The sequence below is a fragment of the Xanthomonas sp. DAR 34887 genome (assembly GCF_041245805.1).
GTDB classification, from domain to species: Bacteria; Pseudomonadota; Gammaproteobacteria; order Xanthomonadales; family Xanthomonadaceae; genus Xanthomonas_A; species Xanthomonas_A tesorieronis.
In genome coordinates, this window is record NZ_CP162490.1 from 3755737 (window position 1) to 3772902 (window position 17166).

A 17166-nucleotide genomic window follows, 5' to 3' on the forward strand; every position below is an offset into this window, starting at 1 on the left:
TCTCCTCCCGAGTGAACGCCGTAAGGACTACGGCTTGGGTGCGGAGCCTTTACTCGTATCCGACCAATGTCAACAAATTGGTAGAAATATCCGTCCAGGCCAATTGGTACAGGCAATTGATCTCAATTTATGTGCGTTTGCAGCACGGATTTCGCGCCAAAATGCCTTGCCAGATTATCGATTTTTGGTATGTAAATCTGGTTGACGAGTGTCCGACCTCTGCTACCATCCGGCCCACGGCGGCGCCGCCACGGCACGCATCGACAGGAGGCAGACCATGGCATCGACCGCCGCGCGCAACCGCTTCGCCCTGCTGTTCCTCGCCCTGGCCGCCGGCCAGGCCGATGCCGCCGACATCCTGGTCGCCACCCCGGCCGAATACCGCGCCGCCACCGGCGCCCTGCAGCCCGGTGACCACGTGATCCTGGCCAACGGCGAATGGCGCGACTTCCAGATCGTCTTCACCGGCACCGGCACCGCCGCGCAGCCGATCCGCCTGAGCGCGCAGACCCCGGGCCAGGTCGTCATCACCGGCCAGTCCAATCTGCGCATGGCCGGCGCCTACCTGGAAGTCAGCGACCTGGTGTTTCGCGACGGCTACAGCCCGACCGAGGCGGTGCTGTCCTACCGCGTCTCCAGCAAGGAGCGTGCGCGCTACAGCCGCATCACCCGGGTCGTGGTCGACCGCTTCAACCAACCCGAACGCAGCCGCTCGGACAACTGGGTGGCGATGTACGACAGCCACAACCGCTTCGACCACAACCAGCTGGTCGGCAAGAACAACGCCGGCCCGACCATGGTCGTGGTCCGCGACGCGGTGCAAGGCCTGGACAACCGCCACCGCATCGACCACAACTGGTTCGGGCCGCGGCCGAACCTGGGCGCCAACGGCGGCGAGACCCTGCGCATCGGCACCAGCAACGACGCCAGCTCCGATTCCAACTCGCTGGTGGAGAACAACTGGTTCGAAGGCTGCGACGGCGAAGTGGAGATCGTCTCCAACAAGTCCGGCGGCAATACCTACCGCGGCAACGTGTTCAAGCGTTCGCGCGGCGCCTTGGTGCTGCGCCACGGCGACGGCAACCTGGTCGAGAACAACGTGTTCTTCGGCGACGGCAAGGACGACACCGGCGGCATCCGCGTCATCAACCGCAGGCAAACGGTGCGCAACAACTACTTCGAAGGCCTGGCCGGCGATGGCTACTCCTCGGCGCTGAGCATCATGTACGGCGTGCCGAATTCTCCGGCCAACCGCTACGTGCAGGTGCAGCAGGCCTTGATCGAGCACAACACCTTCGTCGCGGGCAAGCAGCTGTTCTTCGGCGCCGGCAAGGACGACGAACGCACCGCCGCGCCGATCGACAGCGATTTCGCCGACAACCTGATCGTCGCCGAGCACGACCCGGTGCGCGTGCTCGGCGACCTGTCCGGCATCGCCTTCGCCGGCAACCTGCAAAGCCCGTCCGCCTCGCCGCGCCTGCCCGGCGGGGTGAGCGGCCGTCCGCTGACGATGACGCGCGCTGCGACCGGCCTGCTGGTCGCGGCGGACGCCGGCGGCATCGGCGCCGACCCTGCATTGACCTATGTGCCGCGCGAGGACGTCGGCGTGGCCTGGTACGCGAAGGAAACCGTGCCGGTGGCGCTGGACAGCGGCCGCCGCCAGCGCGTGCGGCCGGGCAACGACACGCTCGCGCACGCGGTGGCGGTCGCCGGCGCCGGCGACCGGCTGCAACTGGACGCCGGCCGCTACCAGGTGGACCAGGTCCTGGCGCTGCGCCACCCGCTCAGCGTCGAAGGCCCGGCGCGCGGCCAGGCGCAGATCGCGTTCTCGCGCGGCACCCTGTTCCAGATCGAAGCGGGCGGCGCACTGAAGTTGGCGCACCTGCAGATCGATGGCAGCGCCGCGCCGGACGAGGTGGGCAATGCGGTGATCCGCACCGCGCCCGGCTCCAATGCCGCCAACTACGAGCTGATCGTCGAGGACAGCCGCATCCACGGCCTCACCGTCAACCGCGGCTTCGACGTGATCGCGTTGGGCAAGGGCACCCTGGCCGAGCGCATCGCGCTGCGCCGGGTTGTGGTGGAAGACGTCTCCGGCGCGGTGCTGTCGGCGCACGCGGAGACCGACGACCGCGGCACCTACAACGCGGCGTACGTGGGGATCGCCGATGCGCAGTTCCGCCGCATCGGCGGACCGGTGGTGGACCTGTACCGCGGCGGCCGCGACGAGAGCACCTTCGGCCCGGTGCTGATGATCGAGCGCTCGCACTTCGAACGCGTCGGCGGTGCCGCCGCGCCGTCGCTGCGCCTGCACGGCGTGCAGCGCACCTTTCTGCACGACAACCAGTTCATCGACAGCGCCGCGATCAGCAACGTGCGCACCACCGGCACGCCGCAACTGATCGCCACGCGCAACCAATTCCTCGGCACCCCGGCCCTGCCGGCGCATGCCGACGCGGAGCCTTTGCTATGACCCGACCCACTCGCCTGATGCTGCTGGTGCTGGCCGTCGCCGGCAGCGCGCCCGCCGCCTGGGCCGCGCCCGCGGCGACGCCCACCACCGCGGCCGCGAGCGGCAACGCCGCCACCGACGCCGCACCGGTGCTGGTCACCGCCGCGCAATGGCGGCAGATGGCCAGCGATGGCGCGCGCTATCCGCTGTTCGTGCGCGAACGGGCGCGTGCCGAAGCCAGCCTGCGCAAGGCGATGCAGGCCGGCATCGACGTGCCGTTGCCAACCGATCCCGGCGGCGGCGCCAGCCACGAGCAGCACAAGCGCAATTACCAGGCGATCCAGGCCGCCGGCGCGCTGTACCGGCTCACCGGCGAGCGCGCCTACGCCGACTACGCGCGCGATCTGCTGCTGGCCTACGCCAAGCTGTACCCGACCCTGGGCGCGCATCCGGCCGGGCGCGGCCAGGTGCCGGGGCGGCTGTTCTGGCAATCGCTCAACGACTCGGTGTGGCTGGTCTACGCCGCGCAGGGCTACGACGCGATCCGCGACAGCCTCAGCCCCGCCGAGCGCAGCACCATCGACACGCAGGTCTTCCGGCGCATGGCGCACTTCCTGTGCGACGAAAGCGCGGACAACTTCGACAAGATCCACAACCACGCCACCTGGGCGGTGGCCGCGGTCGGCATGACCGGCTACGTGCTGCGCGACCAGACCCTGGTGGACAAGGCGCTGCGCGGCAGCAGGCAGGACGGCAAGGCCGGCTTCCTCAAGCAGATCGACCTGTTGTTCTCGCCCGACGGCTACTACGCCGAAGGCCCCTACTACCAGCGCTACGCGTTGGCGCCGTTCGTGCTGTTCGCCAATGCGATCGAACGCAACCAGCCGCAGCAACAGATCTTCCAGCGCCGCGATGGGGTGCTGCTGAAGGCCGTCGACACACTGGTGCAGAGCAGCTACGCCGGCTACTTCTTCCCGCTCAACGACGCGATCCTGGACAAGGGCCTGGATACCGAGGAACTGGTCGCCGGCCTCGGCATCGCCTACGCGCAGAGCCACGACGCGCGCCTGCTGTCGATCGCGCAACGCCAGCAGCGCGTGCTGCTGACGCCCGAGGGCCTGGGCGTGGCCGCGGCGCTGGCGCAGGGCCAGGCCAAGCCGTTCGCGTTCCGCTCCGCGCTGCTGCGCGACGGCGCCGACGGCACGCACGGCGCGCTGGCGATCCTGCGCGCCGGCGGCGAGGACGGCCAGACCCTGGTGATGAAGAACACCTCGCAGGGCATGGGCCACGGCCACTTCGACAAGTTGAACTGGCTGTTCTACGACAACGGCCAGCGCGTGGTCACCGACTACGGCGCGGCGCGCTTCCTCAACGTGGAGGCCAAGTCCGGCGGCATCTACCTGCCCGAGAACACCAGCTGGGCCAAGACCACGGTGGCGCACAACACGCTGGTGGTGAACGAACGCAGCCACTTCGACGGCGACTGGCGGGTGGGCGAAGACTACGCTCCGACGCCGCTGCTGTTCGCCCGCGACCAGGACACCCAGATCGTGTCCGCGCGCATGGACCACGCCTACGATGGCGTCAGCTTCACCCGCACCCAGGCGCTGCTGACCCACCCGGAGTTGAGCCTGCCGATCGTGATCGACCTGCTGCGCGTGCACGGCGCCAAGCCGGCGCGCTACGACCTGCCGCTGCATTTCAACGGCCACATCATGCAGGTCGGCTTCGAGGCGCAGCGCGCGCTGGCCGAACGCCCGGTGCTGGGCAAGGCCAACGGCTACCAGCACCTGTGGGTGGACGCGCGCAGCGACGCCTCGCCCGCACCGCGCAGCCTGAGCTGGCTGCTGGACGGGCGCTTCTACAGCTACCGCTTCGGCAGCAGCGCGCCATCACGCGCGATCCTGGCCGAGAGCGGCGCCAACGATCCGGACTTCAACCTGCGCCGCGAACCGATGCTGCTGCAGCGCGTGGACGGCCAGGCCGAGGTCAGCTTCTTCGGCGTGCTGGAGCCGCACGGCGAATACAACGGCAGCGCCGAATACGTGCACGGCGCCGACAGCCGCATCCGCGACATCGCCCGCGTGCGCGGCGGCGACGCCGAGGTGATCGTGCTGACCCTGGCCTCGGGCAAGACCCTGGCGCTGGCGGTGGCCGACGACCCTGCCGCCGAGCGCGAACACAGCGTGCAGGCGCAGGGCCAGCGCTATGCCTGGCGCGGCGGCTATGCGCGCTTCGACCGCGCGGCGGGCGGCAAATGAGCACGTCCGTGTCCGGCAGCGGCGTGGCGGGGCCGAGCAAGAAACGCAGCGCGGTGCGCTGGATGATCGTGGGCCTGATCGCGGTGGCCACGGTCATCAACTACATCGACCGCAACGCGCTGGCGGTGATGTGGCCGGCGATCTCGCAGGACATCGGCGCGACCAAGGAAGACTACGCGCTGCTGGTGACGATCTTCATGTTGTTCTACGCCGCCGGCCAGTTCGTGTTCGGGCGCCTGTTCGACATCATCGGCACGCGCATGGGCTTCGCGCTGTCGATCGCGGTGTGGTCGATCTCGATCGCGCTGCATGCGGTGACCCATTCGATCGTCTCCTTCGGCCTCGTGCGCGCGATGCTCGGGATCAGCGAAGCCGGCGCCTGGCCGGGTGCGGTGAAGGCCAACGCCGAGTGGTTCCCGGCGCGCGAACGCGCGTTGGCGCAGGGCATCTTCAACGCCGGCGCCTCGATCGGCGCGATCGTCTCGGCGCCGCTGATCGCGCTGCTGTTCCTGTGGCTGGGCTGGAAAGGCACCTTCGTACTGGTCGGCGCGATCGGCTTCGTGTGGCTGCTGCCGTGGCTGGTGATCTACCGCGCCGGCCCGGACCGGCACCCGTGGGTGGATGCCGCCGAGCGCGCGCTGATCCTGGACGCGCCGGCCGACGGCAGCGTGGCGGACAAACCCGCTTACCTGCCGAGCCTGCGCCAGATCATGTCGCACCGGCAGAGTTGGGGCATCGTGCTGTCGCGTTTCTTCATCGACCCGATCTGGTGGCTGTTCGTGTCGTGGCTGCCGATCTACCTGGCCGAGACCTTCCATTTCGACATCAAGCAGATCGGTGCGTTCGCCTGGGTGCCGTTCGTCGGCGCGATGCTCGGCAGCCTGTCCGGCGGCTGGCTGTCGGGGCGGTTGATCGCCGCGGGCTGGAGCGTGGACCGTGCGCGCAAATGGACCATCACCCTGGGCGGCGCGATCATGGCCCCGGCGCTGCTCGGCGCGGTGCTCGCCGCCGATCCGACCATCGCGGTGCTGACCATCGCCGCGGTGTTGTTCGGTTTCCAGATCGCGATCGGCAACATCCAGACCCTGCCCGGCGACCTGTTCGACGGCAAGTCGGTCGGCTCGCTGGCCGGCATCGGCGGCATGGCCGCGGTCGCCGGCACGCTGATCACCACCTGGCTGGTGCCGGTGATGACCGCCCGCTCCTACGCGCCGATGTTCATTCTCGTCGCCGCCCTGGTGCCGGCGTCGCTGGCCGCGCTGTGGCTGGTGACCGGCCGCATCGAAAAACTCGACGATCCCGCCACCCGCGGCTGATCGCCTTCCCTTTCCCCACGACGTAAGGACTCATCGCGCATGCAATTCAAAGACAAGGTGGCCATCGTCACCGGTGGCGGCCGCGACATCGGCCGCGAAGTTTCGCTGAAGCTGGCCGCGGCCGGCGCCAAGGTGTGCATCAACTACGCCAACGACGCGGCCAGCGCCGAGGAAACCCTGCGCCAGATCCAGGCCGCCGGCGGCCAGGCCATCGTGCATCGCGCCGATGCGGCGAACGCGCAGGCCGTGGCCGGACTGGTGGCGGCGACACAGCAGGCGTTCGGCCAACGCATCGACGTGCTGGTCAACGTCGCCGGCGGCATGCTCGCGCGCAAGCCGCTGGCCGACATCGACGAAGCCTTCTTCCACCAGGTCATGGACCTCAACCTGAAGTCGGTGTACCTGACCACGCAGGCGGTGGCGCCGCACATGGCCGAAGGCGGCGCGATCGTCAATTTCGCCTCGCTGGCCGGGCGCGACGGCGGCGGTCCCGGCGCGGCGATCTACGCCACCGCCAAGGCCGCGGTGATGACCTTTTCGCGGGCGATGGCCAAGGAACTGGGCCCGCGCGGCATCCGCGTCAACGCGCTGTGCTGCGGCATGATCGCCACCCGCTTCCACGACGACTTCACCAAGCCGGAAGTGCGTGCCTTCGTCGCCAACGCCACCCCGCTGCGCCGCGAAGGCCGTGCCGCCGAAGCCGCCGATGCCGCGGTGTACCTGGCCTCGGACGCGGCCAGCTTCATCAACGGCGCCAACCTCGACGTCAACGGCGGCGTGTATTTCTCCTGATCGCCCGGGGCCTGGCAGCGCGACTGGCATGGAGTACTCCGTGCCGGCGCGCGCGCCGGGTGAAGCCACGATCCATCACCGATTTCGCCAAGCGAGCCAGCGATGAGCGCCACGCGCATGCCCAAGCATCGCGTGACCCGTCCACTCGTAGCAGACCCAGGAGCCACACCATGTTCTTGCGATTTCCACGCGTGCGGCAGTTGTTGTGGAGCGGCGCGGCCACCGCCGCGCTCGCGCTGTGCATGGCGGTACCGGCCGCAGCGGCACCCGCGGCCGAGCGCTGGCTGCCGGCCTGGATCGCCTCGCCCACTCCGGACCGGCTCGATGGTCCGGCCGGCACCTCGCTGCAGTTCGAACGGCAGAGCGTGCGCCAGGACATGCGCCTGGGCATCGCCGCGCAGGCGCTGCGCTTTCGCATCAGCAACGAACTGGGCACCGCGCCGCTGAAGATCGGCGCGGCGTCGGTGCGCCTGGTCGGCAGCGCACAGGCGGCGCAAGCGGTGCTGTTCGATGGCCGCCGCGAGATCGTGCTGCCGCCCGGCGGCGTGTTGCTCAGCGACCCGGTGGCACTGCGCGCGCCGGCACTGGCCGAGGTCGCGCTGACGCTGTATTTCCCCGAGGCCACGCGGCCCGCGGTGCGTCGCACGACGACGCGCGTGGCCGAGGGCGAAGTCGAGGTGAGCGATGCCACCGCGCTGAGCTACCGGCAGAACGTGGTGTCGGCGGTGTATGCGCAGACCACCGCCTCGCCGCGGGTGGTGGTGGCGCTGGGCGATTCGATCACCGAAGGCGCCACCGCCGCACGCGGCAGCAACGGCGACTGGCCGGCGCTGCTGGGCAAGCGCCTGGAGCAGGCCTGCCCCGGCCAGGTGGTGGTGCTCAACGCCGGCATCAGCGGCAACAAGCTGCTCGACGCCGGCCGCAGCCCCAGCGCGCTCGCGCGCCTGGACCGCGACGTGCTGGCGCTGCCCGGCGTCGACCAGGTGCTGCTGTTCGAAGGCATCAACGACATCCGCCATAGCGGGCCGCCAGCGTTCGCGCCAGGGCGCACGGCGGCGGACATGCAACTGGGCTATCGGCAGGTGGTCGAGCGCCTGCGCCAGCACGGCATCGCCACGATCGGCGCGACGCTGACCCCGTTCGGCGCATCGGAACGCTACGAACCCGTTTCCGCCGCCACGCGCCAGGCCTTGAACGCCTTCATCCGCGACGGCAAGACGTTCGACGCGGTGATCGACTTCGACGCGATCCTGCGCATGCCCGACAACCCCGAATCGCTGCCGGCCGCCATCACCCGCGACCACCTGCATCCCAACGATGCAGGCTACGCGCGCATGGCCGACGCCATCGACCTGTCGCTGTTCGGCTGCAAGGCGCACTGACGGGCGAGATCCGGGCGCCGCGACGGTGAGTGCACGAGGCTGCGCCCGTACCCTCATCTGCCCCTGCGGGGCACCTTCCCCGAAAGGGGGGCCATGGTCCCGATTGGAGAAGGAGCAGCCGCGAGCCCCTCTCCCCTCGGGAGAGGGGTTGGGGTGAGGGTCCGGCGCGAAAGCGACTCGCGGAGTTTGAGTGCACGAGGCTGCGCCCGGACCCTCATCCGCCCCTTCGGGGCACCTTCCCCCGAAAGGGGGGCCATGGTCCCGATGGGAGAAGGAACAGCCGACTAGCCCCTCTCCCACCGGGGAGAGGGGTTGGGGTGAGGGTACGGCGCGAAGCGTCTCGCAAAGTTTGAGGTGCCCTGCATGGCAAGGCCACCACACAGAGAACATCAGTCCCGATCGAGGACGCGCCGAGGCCGCCAATCCGATTGGGATAGGCTAGGAACATGCCGACGCACGCCCCACATCGTCCAATCCGCCGCCACGGCCCAGTGCTCCCGCCCACCCCGCGTCGTCGCGTCCACAACGAGCGCGAGGCGCGCCGCCGAGTAGCCGCGTCATGAGTGCCACGCACTTCGACGTGCTGGACCACGCCCCACACGCCTGGTTCCTGCTGCAATCCGGCACAGACCGCTTTCTGGACGTGAACTGCAACGCGTCCGCGTTCGGCTACTCGCTGTTGATCCGTCTCGACGCCGAGGAATGCACACAGGTGCAGCAGGGCGGGCACGCCGCCTGCGACGCCCTGGCCGCACGCATCCGCGACACCGCCTCGCCGCAGCACCCGCGCGACATGTCGCGCGATCACGGCCAAGCGGTTTCCGACGCCATCGCCCGTTGGCGCAAGGAAAGCCGCACCTGAGGACACCATTGCCGCATGCCGCCACGCGGATCCGGTGGTGCATTACCATGCGGCTTCCCGCCCGCGAACCCTGCCCATGCCCGACAGCCTCCACGACCTGCAAGCCGCCCAGCGCGCGTTCGCCGACGCACGCGATTGGGGCCAGTTCCACACCCCGCGCAACCTGGCCGCGGCGCTGTCGGTCGAGGCGTCGGAACTGCTCGAGCATTTCCAATGGCTCACCGACGAGCAGAGCCGACACTTGTCGGACGACAAGAAGGCACAGGTCGGCAGCGAAGTCGCCGACGTGCTGCTGTACCTGCTGCAGCTGTGCGACAAGCTGGGCATCGACCCGATCGAGGCCGCGCGGCAGAAGATGCAGGTCAATGCCGCCAAGTACCCGGTGGACCGCGCCAAGGGCCGCATCACCAAATACACCGAACTGTAGCGGTAGCCAACACCCGCCCCTGTAGGAGCGGCTTCAGCCGCGACAGGTTCTATCCGTAGTTTCTGTCGCGGCTGAAGCCGCTCCTCCAAAGGATTGAACAAGTTTCCGCAAGGCGCTTGCGCCCTATCGCGCAGCGGCCTTCTTCGCGGCACGCTTGCGCGGCGCACTCTTCTTCGCAGCCGTCTTCCTGGCGGTCGTCTTTTTCGCCGTACTCTTTTTCGCAGCCGAGGTACCGGACCCGGTCGTCTTCGCCCGCGTCCGCGCCGCCTTCTTCGCCGCGCTCTTGCGCACGCTGGCGCCCTTGGTCTGTGCGGCCTTCTTCGCCGCCGCCGAACGGCTGCTGGCGGTGCGCTTTTTGGCCGCCTTCTTGGTCTGCGTGGACAAGGCCTTCTTGCCCACCGTCTGCTTGGCGGTCTTGCCTTTGCTGGCGGTCTTCAACGCCTTCTTGGCGCCGCGCGAACGGGTCGGCGACGGCGAGCCGGCCTTGCCGCCCTTTGCTTCTTCCTGCGCGACCTTCTTCTTGGTGGACTTGGAGGCGGTCTTGGACGCACCGGTCTTGACCCCGGCGCGGCGCGCCTTCGACAGGCCGATGGCGATCGCCTGCTTGGTCGATTTCACCTCGGTCTTGCCCTCGCGCACCCGGTCGATCTCCTCGCGGACGAATTCGCCGGCCTGGGTACTGCCGGCCTTGCCTTCGCGCTTGGCGCGCTTGGCGCGGGCGGTGGTGGATTGCGTCGGCATGTCGTTCTCCTGCAACTGGCCGGAACTGGCCATCGCCGCAGGTGTAGCAAGCCCAAAGTAAAGAACCGGCATAAGCCGTGCGAAGCCGATGTGTGTGCGCTGCGCGCGCGATGATTGGAGTTCGTTGCGCCGCCACCGCCGCGCGCACCCCGCTCGTGCAGCGACCTATTGGCGACGCACGCGTCGGGGTGGCGCGTCGTCGGCGGCGCTCGCCGCGTCCGCTGGCGCTGGCGCCGGCTCCCAGCCGAACACGCTGCGCCCGCCGTAGCGATGCGACGCACGACGCTCCTCGGCGATCAGCGCCTCCACCGATGGCCCGCGCGCGTGCGGCTCGAGCAGGCGCGCTTGCGCATCCAACCGACGGATCGCCTCCAGCTTTTCCTCGCGGCCCAGCTTGGCCTGCGTCACGGCGGTCTTGAGCACACCGATGGTGTGGTCGTAGACGCGCGTCGGTACCGGGAATGGATGCCCATCCTTGCCGCCATGCGCCATCGAGAATCGTGCCGGATCGGTGAACCGGCACGGCGCGCCGTGCAGCACCTCGGCCACCAACGCCAGGGCGCGCACGGTGCGCGCGCCGACGCCCGGCACCTGCAGCAGTTCGGTGAAATCCTGCGGCCCGCATTCGGCCGCCGCGGCCAGGTTGCCGTGCAGGCGCCGGGTCACGATGTCGCTGCTGCGTACGTCGTGGTGGTCGGGCAGCGACAGGTGCGGGAGATCGGCCGGCATGCGCACCGGCATCGCCTCGGGCATGGCAGCGAACAGATCGCCACTCGGCGCGAACAGCGCATCGGCTGCCCGATTGCGCGCGTCACGCGCCGCATGCCCGGCAGCCGACGCGCCGTGCGCCGTCGTTGCGCCGGCGTCGAGGCGCGGTGCGGACGCCGGCGCGTTCGCCAAGGACGCTTGCAACGCGCCGTATTCCTGCGCGATCCGATCCGGCCCCAGCGCCTGCAGCAATTCCACCTGCGCCGTCCGCGAGGCGGCGGCGCGATGGTCGGCGAGATTGACGATGCGGCCCTGCCCCGGCCCGTCGATCGCCGCGTGCGGTGCATCGACGAAGCTGCTCAACCCTTCGGACAGCCAGTGATAGCGCCGTGCCTGCTTGCTGGCTCCGTTCATGCCCTGCTGCACCACCACCCACTGCCCGTCGTCGCTGACGATGAAGCCGTGCAGATACAGATCGAACCCGTCCTGCACCGCGGCACTGTCAACCTTCGCCACCAGCCGGCTGGCGCGCGCAAGGCCCGCACCGTCCAGCCCGGTGCGCTCGCCCACCGCGCACAATTCGTCGGGCGTGGCGCGCGAATACCGCCCGCGCCCGCCGCAGACATGGATGCCCAATTCGGCGGACAGCGGCGTCAGCCCGCGCTTCAGCGCGCCCAGCACGCTGGTGGTGATGCCCGAGGAATGCCAGTCCATGCCCATCACCGCGCCCAGCGACTGGAACCAGAACGGATGCGCCAGGCGCCGCAGCAATTCGTCGCGGCCATAGCTGTGCACGATGGCCTGGCACATCACCGCGCCGAGCCGGGTCATGCGCTCGCCCAGCCAGTGCGGCACGCGGCCGCCGTGCAGGGGCAGATCGGCGCTGCCGGAACGTCGGCTCATGCGTGGAACTCCGGAGAAAAACGGACCGCCAGCGTAGCCAGCCCGCGTCGCATCGCGCGATCCGGCGACCGCACCGGGGCTGAGCGATTCAGCGAAGCAGCGACGCGATCTCCACCATCCTGCAGTCGGGGCTGAAAGCCCCGCCACCTCGCATCCCGCCAGCCCACCGCGCGCTCCCCTGCAGGAGCGGCTTCAGCCGCGACCAACGAAGCAGCGCACGTCACGGCGTCGAACGGAGTCGGCGCCGACGCCCTCGCCTGAAGACAAATCCACAGCGCAGATCGCGACGATCCAACGCGCACCGACTCAGCCGCTGCCACGCTTCCGCTTCGCCGCCGCTGACACCGTCGCAACCACCGGCTTACCCGCCTCCTCACCTGCACGCACCGTCGCCAACGTCATCGCGATCAGCCCGCCGATCAGGCGCCGCAGGTCGGCCTCGTTGTCGGCCGAGGCCTTCAGGCTGGTGGTGGCCAGGCGCAGGATGTAGGCCAGGTCCGCCGCCGACATCGGCGCCTGCGCCTGCACTTCCGGCTGCAAGGTCGCCCGCAGCTGCGCCTCCAACTGCGCATACACCTCGGCCAGCGCCTGCGGCGCCCATTCGCCGCAGCGGGCCAGCAACTCGATGCCGTTCTCCGACCCGATCACCGACGCCGTCGGCTCCAGCACCCAGATGTCGAACAGGTGCCCCAGCCGCGTCGCCAGGTCCTGCCCCGGACGCAGCCGCGCACCGGATTCGGCCAGACACCGGTCGCGCTGGCGCAGCACCATCGCCGCAAAGATCGCCTCCTTGTTCGGAAACGACGCGTACAGCGACGGACGCGACATCTGCGCCGCCGCGGCGATGTCGCCGATGCCGACCTTGCGGTAACCGTGTCGCAGGAACAGCTGGAACGCGGCATCCATGATGCGCGTCTCCTTGCTCGACGAAACTGCCACGGGCCCTGCTGATTTTACACTTGACATAATTTGTAAAGTTGTCGACATTACATTTCCAACCAAATTGTAAAGCAACGGAGCCTCCATGAACGCCATCGCCCCGCCGGCCCAGCCCCGCCCGACCCGCGCCTACGCGGCCCTGGAAAAAGGCGGCGCGATGGTGCCGTGGCAGTTCGAGCGCCGCGCCGTGCGCGAAGGCGACGTGGCGGTGAAGGTGCTGTACGCCGGCGTCTGCCACTCCGACATCCACTCGGTGAACCACTGGGGCAACGACTTTCCGCTGGTGCCTGGCCACGAAATCGTCGGCGAAGTGGTGGAAGTGGGCGCGGCGGTGTCCGGGTTCGCGATCGGCCAGCGGGTGATGATCGGCACCATCGTCGATTCCTGCCGCGTGTGCGAGCCGTGCCGCGCGCAGATGGAGGTGTACTGCCGCGAATTTCCGACCACCACGTTCGATGGCATCGACCGCGTCGACGGCAGCCGCACCCGCGGCGGCTATGCCGAGTACTACGTGGCCGACGCGCACTTCGTCTATCCGCTGCCCGACGGCCTGGACCCGGCCGCGGCGGCGCCGCTGCTGTGCGCCGGTGTCACCACCTACTCGCCGCTGCGGCATTGGAAGGTCGGCCCGGGCACGACAGTGGGCATCGTCGGCATCGGCGGCCTGGGCCACCTGGCGGTGAAGTTCGCCCGCGCGCTCGGTGCGCACGTGGTGGCCTTCACCACCTCGCCGAAGAAGGCCGCCGAGGCGCAGCGCCTGGGCGCGCACGAGGTGGTGCTGTCCACCGATGCCGAGCAGATGCGGGCGCAGGCATACCGCTTCGACTTCATTCTCGACACGGTGTCCTCGACCTACCCGCTGGACCCGATGCTGCAGGCGCTCAAACTCGACGGCACGCTGTGCTCGCTGGGCCTGCCGGACACGCTGGACTTCACCCCGGTGCTGCTGGCGATGGGCCGGCGCCGCATCGCCAGTTCCGGCGCCGGCGGCACCGCCGACACCCACGCGATGCTGGCGTTCTGCCAGCAGCATGGCATCGTCGCCGACGTGGAGGTGATCGCAATGGAGCAGATCAACCAGGCCTTCGCGCGGCTGCAGAAAGGCGACGTGCACTACCGCTTCGTGATCGACATGGCGCGCTCGGCGCTGTAGCCGGGGTTCGGAAAATCCGGCGCGCTCCAATGGCTATTCCCTCCCGAGATGCGTTCCATTGGCCCCTGCATCGCTGCAGACGTTAAGCTGGCCGCGACCAGGCAAAGCGCGCAATGACCCGCGACCACAATGACGCACCGCTATTCCCGCTACACGCTATGCCTGGCGCTTTCGAGGACGCTCAACCGCGCAATCACGGAAGACGCCTGCATAAAAGCCCTGTCTGGATTGGCAAGCGGATATTTCCCCGTCCTGGATCAACAGTTGCGTCATTGCTGGTGGCACGACGCTCATAACGGCGAGCCCGATAGCATCTCGGCCGCAAGCGACACGGCCTTGTTCATGGCGGCGTGCGACCGCAATGGATTCCGCCGCGAACAGGCGTTGCGCGAGTTCGGGGCCAGGCCTGGCCGCCTGGCAGTCGCAGCGGCACTGCTGCGTTGCGACGACTGGGTTCCGCAGGTCCAGGCCCAGGCCATCGCGCTACTGCGATCCCTCATCGCGGAAAACAGCGCAAGCCTGTTCGATTTCATCGATCTGTTGTTGGTTCTGCGCGAACGCGAACGCTTTTCCGAACAAGCATGGAACACGCTGATCGTCCCGCTCATGCAGCGGCCATCCAACGTGGATCACTGCTGGACGGCTACCGTTAGCGGCAGTCCACGCGCACGCTTGTTTGCCTACCAGTTGCTCGTTGGCATGGTACCTGCCACGACCGAAGCGGCCAGCTTGCAAGCCGTAGGCGACCTGGCACCGTCGGTCGCCGCATGGGGTCTGTCCATGGCGGCTCATTTGCCATCCGCCGACAAGGTGCTGGCCGCCATCAAGCGCGCATCGCAGCATCCGCTTGCGTCCATCCGCGCCCAGGCGCTACGGCTGCATGTCGAACATGACGCCGCAGATGCCCATGCCGCGGTAGAAGCGGCGCTATTCTCGGCAACGCATTCGCTTCGCAACGCCGCGATCCATCTCTCCAGGACACGCTATGGCGAAGCGCCGCTTCTTCGCTACCGTATGGCGATCGACAGCCAACAGCCGTTCAACGCCGAGGTCGCAGTGATTGCGCTCGCCGACCTGGCGACGGCAGAGGACGCAAATCGACTGCGGAGCTGGATGCAGGCACGCAGGGCTGTGCTGCGGATATCGGCGCTCAACGGTTTGGCCAGGGCCAAGCCCGAGGATCTGCGGTCGCTGGTCAGTTCGGCATTGATGGACAGTTCGCCCAAGGTCGTCCGACAAGCCGTGGCCATTGCCCAACGCGACGTCGGTTTAAACAGGGAAATGCTGCACAACGCCTATTCGCAGGTCACCGCCTCCCCGATCAAACATACGCTGATACGCGCGACGCTCAAGCTGGACAAATGGAACGCGCTGGCGCTGTTGCTGCTATGGCATTACCAGGCCGACGAGGCAACGGCCGACGCCCTGGCGCTGGAGCTGAATCGATGGGTCCGCGACGAGACGAGGCGATTTACGCCACTGGGCGATGGCTTGCGAAATGAAATCCATCGGGCCTTGAAGCAGCGGCGCAGCGATGACACAGGAATTCGCTGGAGCCAGATCGAGTTCGCACTGAACTCGAGTTGATGGCGCGGCGTCGGCCAGGCACCGGTCGCGCTGGCGCAGCGCCATCGCCGCGAAGAGCGTCGGTTTGCGCGCGACAAGCGCGTCGCCGCAAACAGCCGTCGTAGCGCGCGCCACCATGCCCGGCCGCCCCGTGAGCCACTGCGCGGCGGCACGCGAACGCGGCGCGAATTCGCGCGACCGCGACCAGTGCAATCGCCGCCGACAGCGCATCTGCGTACACTTGCGCCGTGATGGAACAAACACCCTACCTGGCATTGCAAGCCACCTGGCCGCGGCAGGGCCGCCACATCCTGGCGCATTTCGATGCCGAGTCGATCGTCGTCTACCAGGCCTACCGCCCATCGATCGCGCAGTTCGCGGTTGCGCAGCAGCGCTTCGGCGGGGAATTCAGCTACGAGCGGATGAGCTGGATCAAGCCGAATTTCCTGTGGATGATGTACCGCTCGGGCTGGGCGCAAAAGGAAGGACAGGAACGGATCCTGGCGGTGCGGCTGCCGCGTGCGTTCTTCGACGCGTTGTTGCGTGCCGCGGTTCCTTCGACATTCGACCCGTCGCGCTTTTCCAGCCACGCCGAGTGGCAGGCCGCGATACGCCATTCCGACGTGCGCCTGCAATGGGATCCCGATCATGCGCCCGACGGCACCGCCCTGGAACGCCGCGCGTTGCAATTGGGCCTGCGCGGCGAGGCGCTGGGCCGCTACGGCGCGCAGCAGGCCATGGCCATCACCGACATCACCGACTTCGTGCACGCACAGGCCGCCAATTTGCGCCACGGCGAGGCGGCGCTGTGCATGCCGCACGAACAGGTCTACCTGCCCGAGGCGAGCGCCGCGCGCGCCATCGGCCTCGACCTCTGAGGCACCGCCGATAGCGGCAACGTACACCGTGCTGCGCGGAGACATGCAGGCGCGGCACTACGGCGATGCACGAGCACGGGCCGCGCCTGGCACCCGGTGCGCGGGCATACTGTCGGCCATCCCGACCGCCGCAGAATCCGATGTCCTACGCTGCACTTCGCCACCTGCTCTCCCCCTGGGGCGAACTGCGCCCGCAACCGGCATCCGACTGGCAGGGACCGATGCCGCTGCCGGTGGGGCTCGCCGATTTCTATGCACAGGTAGGGCCGTGGGGCGAGACCCGCCACGCGCAAGTGGGCCCGACCGGCGTGTCGCTCGACATCGGCGGCAACCCGGTCGACATTCCGCCGCTGCACAAGCTGTGGCAGCGGCAAGCCGGATACCGGTGGAACGCCATCAGCGGCGAACGCCTTGCGGACTGGAGCGAGCAGTGGCTGGTGGTTGCGGACCAGGGCGCGGATCCTGTCATTCTCGACGTCGCCAGCGGCGAGGTCTTGTTCGCGTTTCACGGTGCCGGCACGTGGGAACCGAGGCCACTGGCCGCCAGCCTGGAGAGTGCATTCGGTGGCCTGGCGACCATCGCCAACGTCATGGCGGAACTGGGCGACGCCGCATTCGACGACACCGACGAATTGCTGCCGGCGGCGCGAGCGGCGGTCGCCGCGGCGCTGGCGTCGTATCTGGGCAGCGCGGCGCAGGCCTCGCAATTTCTTGATGCGTTGGAGTGGTACCAAGTCTGAGCTTGCCCGACGCCGACTGCCGCGCGCCCAGCGCAAATGGCGGCCA

The 17166-nt window shown here is 68.7% G+C and carries 13 protein-coding genes and 1 pseudogene; 11 read left to right on the forward strand and 3 right to left on the reverse strand.

Annotated elements, in window-relative coordinates; translation table 11 throughout:
- Positions 1-277 precede the first annotated feature (277 nt).
- The 7 genes from AB3X08_RS15780 to AB3X08_RS15810 all read left to right on the forward strand — a co-directional run bounded on the left by AB3X08_RS15780 (position 278) and on the right by AB3X08_RS15810 (position 9492).
- Positions 278-2473 (forward strand): polysaccharide lyase 6 family protein, encoded by a 2196-nt coding sequence (locus AB3X08_RS15780; RefSeq protein WP_369933768.1) that lies wholly within the window; start codon positions 278-280, stop codon positions 2471-2473.
- On the forward strand, positions 2470-4713 hold the full coding sequence (locus tag AB3X08_RS15785) for an oligoalginate lyase (protein ID WP_369933770.1): 2244 nt from the start codon (positions 2470-2472) through the stop codon (positions 4711-4713). The genes AB3X08_RS15780 and AB3X08_RS15785 overlap by 4 nt, the downstream gene beginning before the upstream one ends.
- Positions 4710-6029: an MFS transporter gene (locus tag AB3X08_RS15790; RefSeq protein ID WP_369933772.1), complete on the forward strand. Its 1320-nt coding sequence runs from the start codon at positions 4710-4712 to the stop codon at positions 6027-6029. Before AB3X08_RS15785 ends, AB3X08_RS15790 begins: the two co-directional genes overlap by 4 nt.
- Positions 6030-6068: 39 nt before the next feature.
- Positions 6069-6821, forward strand: coding sequence for an SDR family NAD(P)-dependent oxidoreductase (locus AB3X08_RS15795; RefSeq protein ID WP_369933773.1), 753 nt, complete (start codon positions 6069-6071; stop codon positions 6819-6821).
- A gap of 170 nt (positions 6822-6991) precedes the next feature.
- A complete protein-coding gene (locus AB3X08_RS15800) occupies positions 6992-8203 on the forward strand; it encodes an SGNH/GDSL hydrolase family protein (protein WP_369933775.1) in 1212 nt (403 codons plus the stop codon).
- 559 nt (positions 8204-8762) lie between these two features.
- Positions 8763-9065 carry a hypothetical protein gene (locus AB3X08_RS15805; protein WP_369933777.1) on the forward strand — a complete coding sequence of 101 codons (303 nt, stop codon included), beginning with the start codon at positions 8763-8765 and terminating at the stop codon, positions 9063-9065.
- 76 nt (positions 9066-9141) lie between these two features.
- Complete coding sequence (locus tag AB3X08_RS15810) at positions 9142-9492, forward strand: nucleotide pyrophosphohydrolase (RefSeq protein ID WP_369933779.1); 351 nt, start codon at positions 9142-9144, stop codon at positions 9490-9492.
- A 246-nt stretch (positions 9493-9738) separates the two neighbouring features.
- Here AB3X08_RS15810 and AB3X08_RS15815 read toward each other — a convergent pair.
- The 3 genes and pseudogenes from AB3X08_RS15815 to AB3X08_RS15825 form a co-directional block, all read right to left on the reverse strand.
- Positions 9739-10233 (reverse strand): annotated as a pseudogene (locus AB3X08_RS15815) (DUF6496 domain-containing protein); the annotation flags it as partial.
- Positions 10234-10398: 165 nt separating this feature from the next.
- Entirely contained in the window at positions 10399-11844 is a 1446-nt protein-coding gene (locus tag AB3X08_RS15820; protein WP_369933780.1) for a DUF763 domain-containing protein, read from the reverse strand.
- A gap of 306 nt (positions 11845-12150) precedes the next feature.
- On the reverse strand, positions 12151-12750 hold the full coding sequence (locus tag AB3X08_RS15825) for a TetR/AcrR family transcriptional regulator (RefSeq protein WP_369933781.1): 600 nt from the start codon (positions 12748-12750) through the stop codon (positions 12151-12153).
- 118 nt (positions 12751-12868) lie between these two features.
- Here AB3X08_RS15825 and AB3X08_RS15830 point away from each other — a divergent pair, with 118 nt between their 5' ends.
- From AB3X08_RS15830 to AB3X08_RS15845, 4 genes are all read left to right on the forward strand, one after another.
- Positions 12869-13936, forward strand: coding sequence for an NAD(P)-dependent alcohol dehydrogenase (locus AB3X08_RS15830; protein ID WP_369933782.1), 1068 nt, complete (start codon positions 12869-12871; stop codon positions 13934-13936).
- Positions 13937-14065: 129 nt separating this feature from the next.
- On the forward strand, positions 14066-15523 hold the full coding sequence (locus AB3X08_RS15835) for a hypothetical protein (RefSeq protein ID WP_369933783.1): 1458 nt from the start codon (positions 14066-14068) through the stop codon (positions 15521-15523).
- Between the two features lie 230 nt (positions 15524-15753).
- Entirely contained in the window at positions 15754-16380 is a 627-nt protein-coding gene (locus tag AB3X08_RS15840; RefSeq protein ID WP_369933784.1) for a DUF4291 domain-containing protein, read from the forward strand.
- Positions 16381-16520: 140 nt separating this feature from the next.
- The gene (locus tag AB3X08_RS15845; RefSeq protein ID WP_369933785.1) at positions 16521-17120 is read left to right on the forward strand and encodes a hypothetical protein; all 600 of its coding nucleotides are present in this window, start codon (positions 16521-16523) and stop codon (positions 17118-17120) included.
- Positions 17121-17166 lie beyond the last annotated feature (46 nt).